General features: G+C 66.0%; 19 protein-coding genes. 14 read left to right on the top strand and 5 right to left on the bottom strand.

Features of this window, described 5'->3' with window-relative positions; all coding sequences use genetic code 11:
• The first annotated feature begins 235 nt into the window (after positions 1-235).
• From ABIE56_RS11305 to ABIE56_RS11315, 3 genes are read left to right on the top strand one after another with little or no spacing between them, the layout of a single operon-like run.
• On the top strand, positions 236-697 hold the full coding sequence (locus tag ABIE56_RS11305; protein WP_429243913.1) for a DUF1348 family protein: 462 nt from the start codon (positions 236-238) through the stop codon (positions 695-697).
• A complete protein-coding gene (locus ABIE56_RS11310; RefSeq protein ID WP_429243914.1) occupies positions 697-1,251 on the top strand; it encodes a TetR/AcrR family transcriptional regulator in 555 nt (184 codons plus the stop codon). Before ABIE56_RS11305 ends, ABIE56_RS11310 begins: the two co-directional genes overlap by 1 nt.
• Positions 1,248-1,808: a DNA-3-methyladenine glycosylase I gene (locus tag ABIE56_RS11315; RefSeq protein WP_429243915.1), complete on the top strand. Its 561-nt coding sequence runs from the start codon at positions 1,248-1,250 to the stop codon at positions 1,806-1,808. The genes ABIE56_RS11310 and ABIE56_RS11315 overlap by 4 nt, the downstream gene beginning before the upstream one ends.
• Here the strand turns inward: ABIE56_RS11315 and ABIE56_RS11320 are convergent.
• The gene (locus ABIE56_RS11320; RefSeq protein ID WP_429243916.1) at positions 1,802-2,785 is read right to left on the bottom strand and encodes a JmjC domain-containing protein; all 984 of its coding nucleotides are present in this window, start codon (positions 2,783-2,785) and stop codon (positions 1,802-1,804) included. The genes ABIE56_RS11315 and ABIE56_RS11320 overlap by 7 nt on opposite strands.
• A gap of 126 nt (positions 2,786-2,911) precedes the next feature.
• Positions 2,912-3,379: a carboxymuconolactone decarboxylase family protein gene (locus ABIE56_RS11325; RefSeq protein ID WP_429243917.1), complete on the bottom strand. Its 468-nt coding sequence runs from the start codon at positions 3,377-3,379 to the stop codon at positions 2,912-2,914.
• Between the two features lie 108 nt (positions 3,380-3,487).
• On the opposite strand from ABIE56_RS11325, the gene ABIE56_RS11330 reads away from it, so the two are divergent.
• Both ABIE56_RS11330 and tadA read left to right on the top strand, forming a co-directional pair.
• Positions 3,488-4,891: a PLP-dependent aminotransferase family protein gene (locus ABIE56_RS11330; protein WP_429243918.1), complete on the top strand. Its 1,404-nt coding sequence runs from the start codon at positions 3,488-3,490 to the stop codon at positions 4,889-4,891.
• Positions 4,892-4,918: 27 nt separating this feature from the next.
• Positions 4,919-5,410: a tRNA adenosine(34) deaminase TadA gene (tadA, locus tag ABIE56_RS11335; protein WP_429243919.1), complete on the top strand. Its 492-nt coding sequence runs from the start codon at positions 4,919-4,921 to the stop codon at positions 5,408-5,410.
• Here the strand turns inward: tadA and ABIE56_RS11340 are convergent.
• Positions 5,407-6,237 carry an NAD-dependent protein deacetylase gene (locus tag ABIE56_RS11340; protein ID WP_429243920.1) on the bottom strand — a complete coding sequence of 277 codons (831 nt, stop codon included), beginning with the start codon at positions 6,235-6,237 and terminating at the stop codon, positions 5,407-5,409. The two genes, tadA and ABIE56_RS11340, sit on opposite strands and share 4 nt — an antisense overlap.
• A 7-nt stretch (positions 6,238-6,244) precedes the next feature.
• Positions 6,245-7,024, bottom strand: coding sequence for an Hpt domain-containing protein (locus ABIE56_RS11345; protein WP_429243921.1), 780 nt, complete (start codon positions 7,022-7,024; stop codon positions 6,245-6,247).
• 125 nt (positions 7,025-7,149) lie between these two features.
• Between ABIE56_RS11345 and ABIE56_RS11350 the strand changes: the two genes are divergently transcribed.
• The 9 genes from ABIE56_RS11350 (at position 7,150) to ABIE56_RS11390 (ending at position 16,344) form a co-directional block, all read left to right on the top strand.
• The gene (locus ABIE56_RS11350; protein ID WP_429243922.1) at positions 7,150-7,788 is read left to right on the top strand and encodes a response regulator; all 639 of its coding nucleotides are present in this window, start codon (positions 7,150-7,152) and stop codon (positions 7,786-7,788) included.
• A 190-nt stretch (positions 7,789-7,978) separates the two neighbouring features.
• Positions 7,979-9,619, top strand: a complete 1,641-nt coding sequence (gene pgm / locus ABIE56_RS11355; RefSeq protein WP_429243923.1) for a phosphoglucomutase (alpha-D-glucose-1,6-bisphosphate-dependent) — start codon at positions 7,979-7,981, stop codon at positions 9,617-9,619.
• A gap of 3 nt (positions 9,620-9,622) precedes the next feature.
• Positions 9,623-10,180 (top strand): inosine/xanthosine triphosphatase, encoded by a 558-nt coding sequence (gene yjjX, locus ABIE56_RS11360; protein ID WP_429243924.1) that lies wholly within the window; start codon positions 9,623-9,625, stop codon positions 10,178-10,180.
• Positions 10,181-10,397: 217 nt separating this feature from the next.
• Entirely contained in the window at positions 10,398-11,882 is a 1,485-nt protein-coding gene (gene zwf, locus ABIE56_RS11365) for a glucose-6-phosphate dehydrogenase (protein WP_429243925.1), read from the top strand.
• A 108-nt stretch (positions 11,883-11,990) separates the two neighbouring features.
• Positions 11,991-12,452, top strand: coding sequence for a peptide-methionine (R)-S-oxide reductase MsrB (msrB, locus tag ABIE56_RS11370; RefSeq protein ID WP_429243926.1), 462 nt, complete (start codon positions 11,991-11,993; stop codon positions 12,450-12,452).
• A complete protein-coding gene (gene msrA, locus ABIE56_RS11375; RefSeq protein ID WP_429243927.1) occupies positions 12,449-12,949 on the top strand; it encodes a peptide-methionine (S)-S-oxide reductase MsrA in 501 nt (166 codons plus the stop codon). The genes msrB and msrA overlap by 4 nt, the downstream gene beginning before the upstream one ends.
• Before the next feature lie 75 nt (positions 12,950-13,024).
• On the top strand, positions 13,025-14,101 hold the full coding sequence (locus ABIE56_RS11380) for a sensor histidine kinase (RefSeq protein ID WP_429243928.1): 1,077 nt from the start codon (positions 13,025-13,027) through the stop codon (positions 14,099-14,101).
• Entirely contained in the window at positions 14,098-14,841 is a 744-nt protein-coding gene (locus ABIE56_RS11385) for a LytR/AlgR family response regulator transcription factor (RefSeq protein ID WP_429243929.1), read from the top strand. Before ABIE56_RS11380 ends, ABIE56_RS11385 begins: the two co-directional genes overlap by 4 nt.
• Before the next feature lie 132 nt (positions 14,842-14,973).
• Positions 14,974-16,344, top strand: coding sequence for a serine hydrolase domain-containing protein (locus ABIE56_RS11390; protein ID WP_429243930.1), 1,371 nt, complete (start codon positions 14,974-14,976; stop codon positions 16,342-16,344).
• On the opposite strand, the gene gph is transcribed toward ABIE56_RS11390, so the two are convergent.
• Entirely contained in the window at positions 16,328-16,993 is a 666-nt protein-coding gene (gph, locus tag ABIE56_RS11395) for a phosphoglycolate phosphatase (protein ID WP_429243931.1), read from the bottom strand. The genes ABIE56_RS11390 and gph overlap by 17 nt on opposite strands.
• Positions 16,994-17,004 lie beyond the last annotated feature (11 nt).

A 17,004-nucleotide genomic window follows, 5' to 3' on the forward strand; every position in this document is an offset into this window, starting at 1 on the left:
GTCGTGGTCTGTTGCCGGGGGCCTCTCCGTCGCCGCCGCGCGGGCCGCCGGGGCCGGGCGGGCGGGGCGGGGGGGGGCGGGGGGGGGGGCCCCCCCCCCCCGGCCCGCCCCCCCCCCCCCCCCCCCCCCCCCCCCCCCCCCCGCTCCTACAAGGGCTAGGGGCATACCTTCGTATGCTTGTGCTTGAGTGTACCGATTGGTACAGTGCAATCTCCACGGTACAGGAGATTGCGTCATGGCCGCACCCGTTCCTCCCTTTACCCACGAGTCCGCCGTCCAGAAGGTCCGCCTCGCCGAGGACGGCTGGAATAGCCGCGACCCGGCTCGCGTTTCGCTGGTCTACACGCCCGATAGCGAATGGCGTAATCGCGCCGAGTTCGTGCACGGCCGCGAGCAGATCGTGCAGTTCCTGACCCGTAAGTGGGCCAAGGAGCTCGACTACCGCCTGATCAAGGAACTGTGGGCGTTCACCGGCGATCGCATCGCCGTGCGCTTTGCGTATGAGTGGCACGACGACAGCAACAACTGGTACCGCTCATACGGCAACGAGAACTGGGAGTTCGGCGAGGATGGCCTGATGCATCACCGCTACGCGTGCATCAACGACATGCCCATGAAAGAAGCCGACCGGAAGTTCCATTGGCCGCTTGGCCGCCGGCCAGATGACCATCCCAGCCTCTCCGACCTGGGTCTCTGATGCCCAGGCTGGTCTACGAACGTGCCGACGTGGTGCCGATGCTTGCGGAAGCGTTCCGTGAGCTGGGTTACGACGGCGCGTCCATGGCGCGCATCACCGAGAAGACGGGGCTGGGCAAGGGCAGCCTCTATCACTTCTTCCCGGGCGGTAAAGAGGATATGGCCGCAGCGGTGCTTGCCGAGGTCGATAGCTGGTTCGAAGCACGCGTGTTCACACCGCTGGCGACGCTGCCCGCCGGCGAGGGCGTGCGCACCATGTGGCAAGCCGTTGATGAGTACTTCCACGCGGGCGGTCGTGTATGCCTGGTGGGCGCTTTCGCGCTGGACGAAACCCGCGACCGCTTCGGCAGTGCCATCGATGCGTACTTCAAACGCTGGATCGATGTGTTGACCGCAGCCCTTGCCGGCGCGGGTGAGTCCGCGCCGCGGCAGGCTGCCCTGGAGATCGTGGGTGGCATCCAGGGGGCCCTGACCCTGGCAAGGGCACTCAACAATCCCGGCGTGTTCGTGGAAACTACAGCCCGACTCCGCCAAACGGGCACCGGCATACCGTGACGAAGACCAAGATCCGCTGCAGCTGGGCAGGCAGCGACCCGCTCTACACCGCATACCACGACGCCGAATGGGGTGTGCCGCTGCACGATAGCCGCATGCTGTGGGAGCAGCTGATGCTGGAGGGGTTCCAGGCCGGCCTGTCGTGGATCACCATCCTGCGCAAGCGCGAAAACTTCCGCAAAGCCTTCAAGAACTTCGATCCCGTCAAAGTGGCACGCTTCACCGAGAAGGATATCGAGCGCCTGCTGGGTGACGATGGCATCATCCGTTCGCGCGCCAAGATCGAGGCCACGATCCAGGGGGCACGGATCTACCTCGACATGCAGGCGAAGGGTGAGGATTTCGCGGCGTATTGCTGGTCGTTTACGAATGGCAACGTGCTGCTTGGCGACGGCAAGACGGTGCACGCGCAGACACCGCTATCGGCCACCATCTCCAAGGACATGAAGAAGCGTGGCTTCAAGTTTGTCGGCCCCACGATTGTTTACGCCTGGATGCAGGCGGTGGGCATCGTCGATGACCATGCGCACGCCTGCTTCCGCTACCGGGCTCAGTAAGAGCCTGGTGGTGCCTTCTCGCCCCACCAGCCTTCCTCAGGACGGTGGTGAGCCTTAAGGCCACCGTAGAAGGTCAGGGCGCGCAGGGCCCATTGGCGTGACACCCCCAACACATACCCGAGCGGCGCCTTGGCCCTGTCACGCCACGCATGGCGCCCGGGGTAGGTGGGGTGAAGGCCAAGGTATTTGCGGCAGACCCGGTTGAACTGGTGCACGCGCGCGTTGCGCACCGTGTGGCTGGTGTAGAACGTAACGCCGATCGAGATCGACACCGCATCGTCGCCGTGTACCCAATCCGTATCCGAGCGCGTCATGTGTGGGGCGGTGGTGGGGAAGTACACACCATCGCCCGGGCCGCTGTCGAAATCGTGGCTCGTGGCGCGCGCCGATTCCTTCAGGCGCACATCGCGCAACGTGTGGCTCACGATGAAATCTTCCACGTGGGCGGCGCTCACCGCATCGCGATCATCCGGTTCCCACACGCTTAGCGTCTTGCGCCCGTGCAGTTGCATCCAGAAATTGTTCTCGCGATCGATGTGGAAGGGTGTGACCGACGGCGGCGCGGAAATGAAGATGAAGCCGGTGACATTGAAAATGCCTGGCTGCTCTTTTTCGATCAGCGGCCGCAGGCCGTCGATGATCTCCTCCAGCAGCGCGTGGTAGCGCGGCACCGCCTCCACGTTGTACAGCGCGATCCACGACCCACTTTCGTGGATATGCTCGAACACCTGGTCGATATCGCGGCCATCGGTGGGCCGTGGTTCGTGGCGGAACGCTGAATCCTGCTGCAGCCCCGGCCTCACGAAGCGACACTGCTCCTTCGGCATGAGCTCGCGCGCCAGGTTGGCGAGTTCGGGCAACTGGAATAACGGATGGCGGTGGAAGTTGTGTCGCAGCCGGGTGATCCGGTGCGTCGAGAACCCCGCGGGGTCCAGGGGCCACACGATGTGTGGCTCGGTATGGTTGCGCTGATCCATGGTAACGCTCCCCTCGAAACAGGACCCCTGCCAGCGAGAAAAGCGTGGTACGAACCTGCGCCGCGTGCCACACGACGGACGGCCTAAGCGCAAGGTATTGCGTGGCCGTCCGTCGGGGCGGTGAGCTTAGCCGGCCTTGACCAGGCGCGATGCGGCGACCGGCTGGTTGCGGAACGCTACGCCAAGGCGGTTGAAGGCGCTCATGAGGGCGATCGCCACGGACAGGTCGGAGAGCTCCTTCTCGCTGAATTCGGCGGCCGCGGCGGCGTAATCGTCATCAGGCACGCCCGTCTCGGCCACATTCGCGACGGATTCTGCCCAAGCGAGGGCAGCCTGCTCGCGCGCGGTGAACACATCGCCCGCCTCGCGCCACGCGGAGGTCAGGATCAGCTTCTCGAACGGCACGCCGTGCTTGTTCAGATCCTGCGAATGCATGTCGATGCAATAGGCGCAGTGGTTGATCTGCGAAACGCGCAGGTAAACAAGATCCACCAGGTTCTTGTCCAGCCCGCTCTGGGCCAGGTAGCCGTGGACGGTGAGGAAGCCCTTGGCGGCTTCGGGGGCGGCTTTCATGTAGCTGATGCGCTTGCTCATGGCGTGGACTCCGGCAGTTCGTGGGTGGTTGGGATGGACATAGCCTGCGCCGAGCTTGGGTCATTCGGTAGAGCCAAGAACGCGTCATGGCGATGTACCATCGCCCCCATGGAAAGCTCCTTTGGCATACGCATCGATCGTGGCGCCCGTCAATCGCTGGCGGCCCAGATCGCCGAAGGCATTCGCGTGGCCATCCGCGAGGGGCGCCTGCCCCCGGGAGCTCGCCTGCCGTCCTGGAACGACCTTGCCGCGCAGTTGGGTGTCGCGCGGGGCACCGTCCGAATGGCCTATGAAGAGCTCGCCGATGGCCAGTTCGTCGTGCCCTCCGGGGCGGCGGGCACGCGTGTGGCGCGCGGCGTTCCGGCAAGCCGGCCCGAGCCGGAACCGGTGCGGTCAAGGTCGTCATTCGGCAGTTACCTGCTGGGCGGGACCAGTGCGCTGCCGTTCCAGGTGGGGGTGCCGGCGGCGGATCTTTTTCCGACCGCACTGTGGTCGCGCCTGCTGGGCCAGGCAGCGCGGGATGCCGCCGCCACGCCGGCCGACTACCCCGATCCACGCGGCGAGCCAGGCCTGCGCGCGGACATCGCGGGCTATCTGGCGGTAGCCCGTGGGTTGGCCTGTAGCCCTTCCCAGGTCTTTGTAACTAACGGCTATGCCGGTGCGCTCAGCGCCATTCTCCGCGTACTGCGCGTGCAGGGCGCCGATGCGTGGCTCGAGGAGCCGGGGTATCCGTTCGCGCGTACCGCGCTCGGCTGGGCCGGGCTGCGGCCGGTCGCCGTTCCCGTCGATGCCGGGGGTATGGATGTGGCGGCGGGCAAGGCGCTTGCGCCGCGCGCCGCTATCGCGCTGGTCACACCGGGGCAGCAGGCGCCCATGGGCATGGCCATGTCGCTCGAACGCCGGCTGGCCCTGCTCGAATGGGCTCACGCCGGTGAGCGCTGGATCGTCGAAGACGATTACCTCGGCGAGCTCCAGCTCACGCGCCGGGCCGCGCCGGCGCTTGCGTCCATGGATCCCCACCGGGTCGTCCATATCGGCACCTTCAGCAAAACCATCGCGCCGGGGATCAGGGTGGGCTACCTCGTGGTGCCCGAGTCGCTGGTCGCGCCATTGCACGAGGTGGTGGGTACGCTGGAGCCAGCGCCTTCGCCGGTCATGCAACGGGCGGTTGCCGGGTTCCTGCAGGATGGCCACTACCTGCGCCACCTGCGCCGCATGAAGCGGGCGTATGCCAGCCGGCGCGATGCGATCGGGGCGGCGCTCACGGCCGCGGGCCTGCCGTGGGAGGTCGGTGGCCTTTCGTTATGCGTTCCGCTACCCGAGGGTACCAACGACTCGGCCCTGGCCCGTGCAGCGCATGCGGCCGAACTCGCACCCGTCCCCCTTTCCCCGTGGTTCGGCGGGCGGGCAAAACGCTCAGGCCTCTTGCTTGGGGTCACCAATGTGCCCGAAGCGAAGGCTCCCATGCTGGTTGAGCGCCTTGCGGCCGTGATCCGCGGTGCGACCGGCTAGAATGGCCGGCTTGCCCAGGAGTCACCCTTGAATAGCCCGCTTCTTCCCGATGCCACTCCGCCGTTCAGCGACGAGGACCGCGCGTGGATGGCGCGCGCCCTGGAGTTGGCGGCCCATGCGCGCGATGTGGAAGGGGAAGTCCCGGTGGGGGCCGTGCTGGTGCTGGAGGGGAAGGCCATCGGGCTGGGCTGGAACCGCAACATCACCCTGCATGACCCGACGGCGCATGCGGAAATCCAGGCGTTGCGCGCCGCAGGCGAAGCACTCGCCAACTACCGGTTCCCCGGCGCCACGTTGTACGTGACACTGGAGCCCTGCGCCATGTGCGCCATGGCCATGGTGCATGCGCGGATCGGGCGCGTGGTCTATGGCGCGACGGATCCGAAGACCGGCGCCGCGGGCAGCGTGTTCGACACGCTCATCTCCGATAAGCACAATCATCGGGTCGAGGTCGCCGGCGGGCTCGAGGCAGAGACCGCCGGCGATATGCTGCGCCAGTTCTTCCGCGCGCGGCGCTAAGCGAAGGACTGCAACGCCTCGGCCACCGGCATGGGCACCCTCAGCGCGATGAGTGCATCGGCGCGCGTCACGCCCAGGTTCACCGATGCAATGGGCAGGCCCTTGCGCGAGGCTTCCAGGACAAAGCGGTAGCCCGAATACACCATCAACGACGAGCCAACGACCAGCATGGCATCGGCACGGCCAAGGTGCGCCCACGCCGTATCAACGCGCGCTCGTGGCACGTTCTCGCCGAAGAACACCACGTCGGGCTTGAGGATGCCTCCGCACACGGTGCACGCAGGTACGGTAAAGCGGTGGAAATCGACCCCGTCGAGATCGGCGTCACCATCTGGCGCGATCGTCGCGCCCAGCCCGATCCAGTCCGGGTTTGCCTCTTCAAGGCGGCGTTGCATCACGTCGCGCCGGGTGATGTCCCCACACTGCATACAGCGCACGCGATCCATGCGGCCGTGCAGGTCCACGACATTCACGCTACCCGCGGCCTCATGCAGCCCATCGACGTTCTGGGTGAGCAACAGTTCAATGCGCCCTTGCGCCTCCAGGTTCGCAAGCGCATGGTGCGCCACGTTCGGCTTTACCGAGCCAAAGTGGCGCCAGCCGATCATGCCGCGTGCCCAATAGCGCGCCCGGGCCGGCTCGCCGCTCATGAAAAGCTGCAAGGTCATGGGCGGGCTGCGCTTCCATTCGCCCTGGCCATCGCGGTAATCGGGGATGCCCGAGTCCGTGCTGATGCCGGCTCCGGTCAAGACAAACAGGCGCGCATGCGAATCTACGAAGTTTCGCAGGTCGTCGGCGCTGGCGGGGGCGGTGTGCGTGGCATTCACTCGCTGACTATATCAGCGGATCCGGCGGGCGGCCCTCGCGTAACCAGGCGAGGGCGCGCGTGGCATCCACGGCAAAGCGGCGCACGGCCAGCTCCATGTCGGGCAACTGATACACCGCCACGTCCTGCTCCAGGCGCACGCCCATGGCCGCAAGGCCGGTCGCCTCCGCCATGCCAAGCGCGCCCGATACGCGGTGCAGCCACTGGCGTAGTGCCGGTACATCGCCTCGCGCGAGCGCGCGCTCGAGGTGGCCAACATCGACGGACAGTGCCGCGCCCAGCGCCGCGATGACGTCGCGCATGGCGGCGTCGCTGCCAAGCGTATTACGCAGGGCTGCCACATCCACATGTGGTGGCGCGGGCGGCACGATGAGGCGCACCTCCGCGATGGCGCGATAAACGGCGTGCTGCTCCACCCACAGCGTTCCGCCGATGGTTCCCAGCCGTTCGCGCAGCGCCTGCCACGCATCCGGTGGCGGGGTGAGCGAATCCATAGCGAAGTGCAGTACTTGCTGGCCTGGCGTATCCGCCACCACATCAATGCGAAGCGTTACGGTCCCGCCCGGTGCGTGATCGATCGCGTGGGCAACAAGGCCCGAGAGCACCTCGCCAAGCGCCCCCACGGGACCAATGAGGTCTGTCTCGAGGGCGGGATCGAGGTCGAGCGACAAATGGGTGCCGCGCCTGCGCGCCCGTGCGGCATAGCGCACGCCAAGGCGTGCAAGCAGGTCGGGCAGGCCGGCGGCGGCCGCTACGTGGGCGCGGCGCGCGGCGCGTGCGTCAAGCACGCGGTCGATCCATGCACGCCATGTTCTGGCTAGCGCGAAGGGGCGTGATGTGCTCAACTCGGCGCCCCGCCACCGGCTGCGCCGGCGTATCGGGTTAACGGATAACGTCGCCAAGGAGGATCACCATGGCCTATCGCGTCATCGTCGCTGATGACCATCCCGTCGTGTTGAAGGGCATCAGCCTTGCGCTCGCGCACGACGGCGCCTGCCGCGTCGTCGGCGAGGCCAGCTCGCCCGAGGCGCTGCTTGCGCTGCTGGATAGCGAGCCATGTGATGCGCTTATCACGGACTTCAGTATGCCCGGCATCGAATACGATGGCCTCGCCATGCTGGAGGCCGTGCGCCGCCGTCACCCGCATCTGCCGGTCATGGTGATCACGACCATCGCCAATCCCGCGCTGTACCGCGAGATCCTGGCAACCGGCGTGCTTGGCCTTATCGGCAAATCGGGTGATGCGCGGGATATCCCCGAGGCCATGCGAACGATCCTGGGCAACCATGTCTATCTCGGCGCCTCCGTGCTGGCGATGCTCGGTGCGGAGCAGGGGGGCGTTATCGACCGGTCGGGCACGCTGGCCGATCTCTCGCCCCGCGAGCTGGAGATCCTGCGCCTGTTCGCCACAGGCCATGGCGTGACCGATATCGCCCGGAGCACCGGGCGGGGCTTATCCACCATCAGCCAGCAGAAATCGAACGCCATGCGCAAGCTGCGCCTGGCCAACGATGCCGAGATTTTCGAGTACATCGAGCGGCTGCGCCTGTAGGTGCTGAACGGACGCTGCCACGATAGCCAGCCGCGGCCGCCGGGGACATAGAAGAATTCTCAAAACTACGCGATGCTTGTGGGCTGGTGCGCACGGCGACGTGCACGCACGCTTGACAACCACGGTAGCTTACCGTGCCTAAAATGCCCGACCAGGGCGCCTGGGGCGCCCATAGCAAGGAGACCCATCGGTGAGTGCCAAGATCAGCCCCCTCGCTGGCAAGCCTGCCACGGACAGCACGCTTGTCGACCTTTCGAAGCTGCTGGCCGCCTATGTGGACCTGAAGCCGGACCCTTCGGTACCCGAGCAGCGCGTCGTCTTCGGCACCTCGGGCCATCGTGGCTCGTCGTTCGATCGCTCGTTCAACGAAACCCACGTGCTGGCAGTGGTGCAGGCGATCTGCGAATACCGCCGCAAGGTGGGTGTGGATGGGCCGATTTACGTAGGTATTGATACCCACGCGTTGTCGCAGCCCGCACTCGAAAGCACGCTCGAAGTGCTCGCCGCCAACGGCGTGGAAACGCTCATCTCGGCGGGTGGCGAATACACGCCGACGCCGGGCGTGTCGCACGCCATCCTTGTGCACAACCGCGGGCGCGACAGCGGCAAGGCCGATGGCATCGTCATCACGCCATCGCACAACCCGCCCGATAACGGCGGCATCAAGTACAACCCGCCGCATGGCGGCCCGGCCGATACCGATGCCACGAAGTGGATTGCGGATCGTGCCAACGTGTTGATTGAAGGCGGCCTGCGCGACGTCAAGCGCATGCCGTACGCACAGGCCCTCAAGGCGTCGACCACGCACGAGTTCGATTTCCTGCAGCGCTATGTGGGCGACCTGGGCGATGCACTCGACCTTGAAGTCATCCGCGCCAACGGCGTGCGCATGGGCGTGGATCCGCTGGGTGGCGCGGGCGTGCACTACTGGAACGCCATCGCCGAGCGCTATGGCCTTAACCTCACGGTGGTCAGTGAGGTGGTCGACAAGACGTTCTCGTTCATGTCGCTGGATTGGGACGGCAAGATCCGCATGGATCCTTCGTCCTCGTATGCCATGCAGCGCCTGATCCACCTGAAGGACAAGTTCGATGTCGCCTTCGCCTGCGATACCGATCATGACCGCCACGGCGTGGTCGCGCCCAGCACCGGGTTAATGCCGGCCAATCACTACCTGGCCACGGCCGCGTGGTACCTGTTCCAGAACCGCCCCGGCTGGAGTGCCACGGCGGCCGTTGGCAAAACCGCCGTCAGCACGGGCTTGCTCGATCGCGTGGCCACCCACCTGGGCCGGCCGTTGCTCGAGGTGCCGGTAGGCTTCAAGTATTTCGTGCCTGGCCTGTTCGATGGCAGCGTGGGCTTCGGCTGCGAAGAGAGCGCCGGGGCATCGTTCCTGGCGAAGGATGCCTCCGCCTGGTCCACCGATAAGGACGGCATCCTGGCTGCGCTGCTCTCGGGTGAGATGACGGCCCGCCTTGGCCACGACCCGGGCGAGATTTACCGCGACATCACCCGCCAGCTCGGCGATCCGGCCAATGCGCGCATCGATGCGCCGGCCACGCACGCGCAGAAGCAGAAGCTCTCGAAACTGCAGCCGGAGCAGGTGACTTCGACAACGCTTGCGGGCGATGCCATCACGGCAGTAATCAACCAGGCCGACGGGCAGCCGATCGGCGGCATCAAGGTCAGCTCCGCCCAGGGCTGGTTCGCCGCGCGCCCCTCCGGCACGGAGGACATCTACAAGGTTTACGGTGAGAGCTTCCGCGGCAAGGAGCACCTTGCCCAGGTGCTCGAAGAGGCCCAGGCCATGGTCGACAAGGCGCTTGGCTAAGCTATGTCCAACGCGCCATTGAAAGTCCTGGTGGGCTCGCGCAACCCGGTCAAGGTAGCGGCGGTGCAGCGGGCGCTCGCGCCGCTGTTTCCGGGGCGCCTGGTCGTCTGCGAAGGCGTGGCTGCGCCGTCCGGGGTGGCCGACCAGCCCATGACCCTGGCGGAAACCCGGGAAGGCGCCCTGAACCGCATGAATCACTGCCGCCAGCATGGCGAAGGCGATTTCTTCGTGGCGCTGGAGGGCGGGGTGGATGTGACCGAGGATGGGCCGGGCACGTTCGGCGTCGTGGCGATCGCCCATGGCGATACGGTGTCGGTCGGTCGCAGCGCGTGGCTGCCCCTGCCGCCTGCGGTGTACGAGGCACTGCTCTACGGCGAGGAACTGGGCGATGTCATGGACCGGTTGTTCGGCACCGTAAACATCAAGCAGCAAGGCGGGGCCATCGGGCTGGTAACGAACGGCCACGCCACCCGCGAGGACGCCTACGCGCAGGCCATGGTCCTTGCCATGGCCCCGTTCCTGCACCCCGAGCTCTACAGCGAAGACACCGCAGACCTGTAGGAGCGCGCTTGCGCGCGATAGGGTGTTCACGGCGGCGCCGGATCGCGCGCAAGCACGCTCCTACGAAGGCTCGCGGTACCTGGGGAAAAGGTGTTGTGACCCCGGGGCAACGATTTAGATCGATTCAGACCCTTGAATCTGGCTCATTGCCCCTCATCCAGCAAGGCGTCGACGACGGCGAAGCCGCCGCCATCCTTCGCTTCCCGGATACCAGGTCATGACCACTTCCAGCCAGCTCGAACCCGTCCCGTCTTTCGACTATGTGATTTTCGGCGCCACCGGCGATCTCACCATGCGCAAGCTGTTGCCGGCGCTGTACCGCCGCTTTGCCGAAGGGCAGGTGCCGGATGATGCCCGCATCATCGGCACCGCACGGTCACCGCTGGATGACGCCACTTACCGCGAGCGCGCGCTCAAGGCGCTGCGTGAGTTTATCCGCGGCGACGAACTGGTGGATGCCACGGTGGACCGCTTCCTGGGCCTGGTCCACTACGTGAGCCTTAATGGCGCCGATGCCGGCGGCAACTGGGCTGGCCTTTCGGCCAAGCTCGCCCACGAGGGGGGCGAGCGCGTCCGGGTGTTTTATCTGGCGACGGCGCCGGATCTCTACGGTGATATCGCCAGGAACATCGACGAGAACGGGCTGCGCACCGCGCAGTCGCGCATCGTCCTGGAAAAGCCGATCGGTACCGACCTGGAGACCGCGCGCAAGGTGAACGAGGGTGTCGGGCGCCATTTCCCGGAAAACAGCATCTATCGTATCGATCACTACCTGGGCAAGGAGGCGGTGCAGAACATCATCGCGCTGCGCTTTGCTAACCCCATGCTTGAGCGCATGTGGGACCGCGACTCGATCGAGTACGTGCAGATAACGGCGGCCGAGACGGTGGGCCTTGAGGGCCGCGGCGGCTATTACGACGGTTCCGGCGCACTGCGCGACATGATCCAGAACCACCTGCTGCAGGTGCTGACCGTGGTCGCCATGGAGCGTCCGTCCTCGCTGGACGCCGATGCGCTGCGTGATGAAAAGGTACGCGTGCTCAAGTCGCTGAAGCCGCTCGACCGGAATAACCTGGCGGCCAACGTGGCGCGTGGCCAGTACGTGCGCGGCACCACGGGCGGCCAGGAAGTGCCGGCGTACCGCGAAGAGCTGCCGGAAGCAAACCCGAGCAACACCGAGACCTTTGTCGCACTCAAGGCCGAGATCGAAACGCCACGCTGGAAGGGCGTGCCGTTCTACCTGCGTTCCGGCAAGCGTATGCCGGAGAAGCTCACCGAGGTGGTCATCCAGTTCCGCGCGGGTGAACCGGGCCTGTTCGGTGAGGCGCGGCCTGGCAGCCGCCTCGTGATTCGCGTACAGCCCAACGAGAGCGTGATCCTGCCGCTGTTCGTGAAGCAGCCGGGCAGCACCTTCGGTCTCGATGAAGTCGATGCCCTGTCCAAACTGGGTGAGCCGGCGCGCGTGCGTTTCCGTGACTCGTACGAAGGCCTGATGCTCGATGCGGTGAAGGGGAGCCCGGCGTTGTTCGTGCGCAAGGACGAGACCGAGGCGGCCTGGCAGTGGGTCACGCCCATCCTGCAGGGCTGGAGCGACGCCGCGGCCGGTCCGGACGCTTATGAGGCGGGCACCTGGGGGCCGGATTCGGCGCGCGAACTGCTTGCGCAGGCGGGTCACCAGTGGGTCGAAGACCTGGCTGCCTGAGCCGGTTCTTCACCCTCCAGGGGCATTGCATCCACGCCGCTTGCCCGCATTATGTGGGCAGCGGCGAAGCGGGCGACCGCGGCGCCGAATATCCCCTGGAGGCTCCCCATGTCTGACTATCGCAAGACTCCCGAGGCCCTCGCGCGCCTCAGCCCCGAGCAGTTCCGTGTCACCCAGCAGAGTGGCACCGAGCGCCCGTTCCACAATGCGTTCCATGAGAGCAAGGAACCGGGCATCTACGTCGATATCGTCTCCGGCGAGCCGCTGTTCTCCTCGCTGGACAAGTTCGACAGCGGCTGTGGCTGGCCCAGCTTTACCCAGCCCCTCGAGGACGATCACGTGGTCGAGAACCGCGATACGACGCACGGCATGATCCGCACGGAAGTCCGTTCGACCCACGGCGATAGCCACCTGGGCCACGTCTTCCCCGATGGCCCGCGCGATCGTGGCGGCCTGCGTTACTGCATCAATTCGGCGTCACTGCGCTTCATCCCGGTAGCCGACCTGGAAAAGGAAGGTTACGGGCAGTACGCCAGCCTGTTTGCCAATGAGAAGGGAGGTGTCGCATGACTTCACGTGCCATCCTGGCCGGCGGTTGCTTCTGGGGCGTGCAGGACCTGATCCGCAAGCAGCCCGGCATCATCAGCACGCGCGTGGGCTATTCCGGCGGCGACGTGCCCAACGCCACCTACCGCAACCACGGCACCCATGCCGAGGCGATTGAAATCGAGTTCGATCCGGCGAAGATCAGCTACCGGAAGATCCTCGAGTTCTTCTTCCAGATCCACGACCCGACCACGGTGAACCGCCAGGGCAACGATCTGGGCACAAGCTACCGTTCCGCCATCTTTTACCTGGATGAGGAGCAGAAGGCAGTGGCCGAAGATACGATCGCCGATGTCAACGCATCGGGCCTGTGGCCAGGCAAGGTCGTGACGGAAGTGAGCCCCGCCGGCCCGTTCTGGCAGGCGGAGCCTGAGCACCAGGATTACCTGGAGAAGTACCCCAACGGGTACACCTGCCACTTCATCCGCCCCGACTGGGTCCTGCCGCGCCGCGCGGCCTGATCCCGTCCCCCGGTCTTGAAGCACCTGCCGCCGGCTCTGGTATAAGAGCCGGCGGACGGGTTTCTGGGGTGGTCGATGGCAACGGGGCAGGGCGGTGCGGTTCCTCCGGCATGGCGGCGGCGTGCGCTGTGGCTGTGGATTGCCCTGCTGGTGGTGATTGGCCTGCTGCGCGCCTCCAATCGCTACCTTATCGACGTAGCCAATGGCTACACCACGCCCTTCGCCCCCAAGCTCATTGAAGAACTCACCGGCTCGCTGACATTCGGCGCGTGCCTGCCCTTGCTGTTCGCTGCCTTGCGCCGTATCCCGCGCACGTGGTGGGCTCACGCTGGCCTGTTCATGGCGCTGTCGGTTGCGCAGACCACGCTGATGATCGCTTCGCGCCACGTGGTTTTTCGCCTGGCTGGGACGCCGGGGCGTGCGTACGACATCACCGTGTGGCGCTACCTCATGGAGGTGCCGACGCAGCTGTTCTTCTATGCGGTCATCGTGGTCGGCGTGTGGCTGTTCGATCGCTACCGCGAAGGCCGCGAGCGCGAAGTGCGCAATGCGCAGCTCGAATCCGCGCTATCGGAAGCGCGCCTGGAAGCGCTGCGACTCCAGCTCAACCCGCACTTTCTGTTCAATACGCTCAATGCCGTATCGGAGTTGATGTACGACCGGCCACGGGTCGCCGACGAGATGCTGGCACGCGTTGGCGAGTTGCTCCGCGCGACGCTGGCCGCCGCAGGGCAGGAGCACGCCCTGCGCGAAGAATGGCGCCTTCTGGATCTGTATCTCGATATCCAGCGGGCCCGGTTCGGCACAGGCCTGGATGCGGCACTCACGGCGGACGACGCGCTGGCCGACGTGCACGTCCCCTTCCTGGTGTTGCAGCCTCTGGTGGAGAATGCCATCGAGCACGGCGGCATCGGCGATGCCCGCTTCGTGCGCGTGGAGGCGGCGCGTGAGGGTGCGCGCGCCGTCATTACCGTGCGTGACGGAGGCGGAGGCGGAGGCAGCGTGCGGTCAGGCCACGGCATCGGCATGGGTAACGTGCAGGCGCGCCTGCAGCATTTGTATGGTGACGAGGCTGGCGTGCGCCGGGATGCGGCGGGCGCCGGCTCGGTCGTCACGCTGTGGCTCCCGATCCGGCGTGGAGGGCAGGTATGACACTGCGTGCCGTGGTGATCGATGACGAAGCGCCTGCGCGCGCGAAGATCCGCCGCTACCTGGCGGAGCACGAGGGCGTGATCTGGGTCGGTGAAGCCTCCGATGGCCCGTCCGCGGTGACGCTGGTACGCCGCGAGCGCCCGGATGTGGTGTTCCTGGATATCTCCATGCCGGGCATGGATGGGTTTGCTGTGCTGCAGGCCCTGGGCGAGCCCTTGCCAGCGGAGATCGTCTTTGTCACGGCGCATGATGACCTGGCCATCAGGGCGTTCGAGGTCCATGCGTTCGACTACCTGCTCAAGCCCGTGGGACCTGATCGATTCGCGCGCACCGTGCAACGGCTGCGCGAAAAGATCGCGCCCTCCGTGGCGAAGCTCGATGCACTACTGGGTGACCTGCCAGCCCCGGTCCATTACCTCGAGCGGCTGCTCCTGCCCGCCGGTGAATCCGCGGAACTGGTGCCCGTGGTGCGGGTAGACCGCATCGAATCGGACCGCAACTACCTGGACGTGTACGTGGACGGCACATCGCGCCGCCTTCGCGGCACCCTCGATGCCATCCAGGCGCGGCTGCATCCCTCTGCCTTCGTGCGGGTGAACCGCTCCACCATTGTCCGCCTCGATGCCATTACCGAAGTACAGCCCTGGCCCGATGGCGAAAAGCGCCTGATCCTGCACGACGGCACCCGCCTCACCTGGACCCGCCGTTACCTGCCCCCGGAGCTACGCAATCCCTTTTAGGAGCGCGCTCGCGCGCGATCCGGCACGTCAGTGCCCGCACGTTCGTCCCACCCCTGGCCCTGTACGTCCCAGTACGCGCTCCCCCGGGGCATGCCCCGGGCCACACTGCCTCCCACACCAGGGAGCCCAGCCATGCGCAAACCAACACTCATCGCCACCGCCATAGCGCTTGCCCTCGCAGGTTCTGCCTGGGCCATCACCCGGCCCGACCAGGCCATTCGCGTGGCGGCCGGCGTCGCGGCGCACCATGTCTGCTCGATGACCTTTGTAGGGCAGCAGGACCCGGACACGATTTACCGCGAGCTGGTCACGCCCATGATCGGCGCCATGCCGGCGAAGCTGCTTACGGTTCACGTGGACCGCGCCAGGCAAGTGGTCAGTGTGGATGGCCTGGTCTCGACACTGGCAACCGCTACGTATGTCGCGGGTTACGGTTGCCGACTCGATCTCCCGGGAAATGGTCCCGTCGTGGCCGATGCGCACACGACACCCGATGTCGACGACGGATTTGCGCCATCCACACAGGTTGCGACGGACAAGCCGGGCGTCACCGCAGCGATGGAGAGAGTGTTCGCCGAGCGCGCCGGCGATGCACCGAAGGCCGTGAAGGCCGTTGTGATCGTCAAGGATGGCAAGGTGGTCGCGGAGCGGTATGCGCCGGGTTATGGCGTCCACACGAAGCTCATCAGCTTCTCGGTCGCCAAGTCGTTCACCAATGCGCTGCTCGGCATGCTTGCCATGGACGGCAAGGTCGACCCAAGGCAGCCGCTCAATGCGCCCGAGTGGCGCGCGCCAGGCGATCCACGTAGCGCGATCCGCATTGAGGACCTGTTGCGCATGCAGAGCGGCCTCGCCGCTGAAGAGGCCGAGTCGGCCTTCAGCCCCGTGGCAAAGATGGAGTTCCTGCACGCTGACATGGCGGCCTATGCAGCGGCGCAGCCGGCCAAGGAGGCACCTGGGAAAACATTCGAATACACCTCCGCCGACACCGTTCTGCTCGATCGCATGGTGGGCGAGCGCGTGGGCGGTGGCGCGGCGGGCTTGCGCGCCTTTGCCCGGCAGCGCGTTTTCGATCCCTTGCACATGGGCGATGTCACGATGGAGTTCGACGGGCAGGGCACCTTCATCGGCTCCACCTACGTGTATGCCAGCGCGCGCGATTACGCCCGGTTCGGCCTGCTGTACCTCAATGATGGCAAGGCGCCGGATGGCACGCGGCTGCTACCGGAAGGCTGGGTGGCATGGTCGCGCACCTCCGCCCTGGGTGCGCCGTACGGTGCAGGTTTCTGGACCAATGACGGGCCGAGCGATGTCGCGCAGATGCGGGTAGAGGGTGGCTTTCCGAAGGATGGCTTCTTCGCCAGCGGCACGATGGGCCAGCGCATTTACATCGTGCCTTCGGAGCATCTCGTGATCACGCGCTTTGGCTATTCCGCGCCGCCCAGTTACGGCATCGAAGACGACGTGCGCCTGATCAAGGCGGCGATCACTGCGTATCGCTAGTACGGAGGTTTAGCAGCTCGGGGAACCGATCGATCACCGCAAGCGCGCCTGCCGTGTGGATATCCAGCGACTTGGGGTAACCATAGCTGACGAGCACGTAGGGGATGCCGGCATCGCGCGCGGCGAGCATGTCGCTCTCGGAATCGCCCACCATCAGCACCTTGTCCAGCCGTACGCCAGCGGCATCGGCGAGGTGCTTCAACGGTACGCCGCTGGGCTTGCGTTCGGGCAGGGTGTTGCCACCGACAATGCCATCAATGTATGGCAGCAGGCCGCGCACCTCGAGCAGCGGGCGCACGAACTCCTCGTTCTTGTTCGTGCATACGGCCAGCGTCACGCCCTGGGCGTGCAGGTCCGCCAGCGTCTCCGCGACGCCGGGATAAACAACGGCATCCAGCGCGGTCTCCGCGTAGTGCTCCAGGAAGCCGGGCATCACATCATCGATATCCGCGTCGCTGCCCGCATCGCGGAACGCATACGTGATGAGTTGGCGCGAGCCCTCGCCGATCCAGCCGGTGATCTGCTTTACATCGTAGGTGGGCAGCCGCCAGTCGCTGAGCGTGCGGTTGACGGATTCGGCGATGTCCGCGGCGCTATCGACCAGCGTGCCGTCCAGGTCGAAGATGACAAGGGAATAGGGGTAGGCCAAGACGCCGCTCC

This window comes from Luteibacter sp. 621 (assembly GCF_050435445.1).
Classification (GTDB): Bacteria; Pseudomonadota; Gammaproteobacteria; order Xanthomonadales; family Rhodanobacteraceae; genus Luteibacter.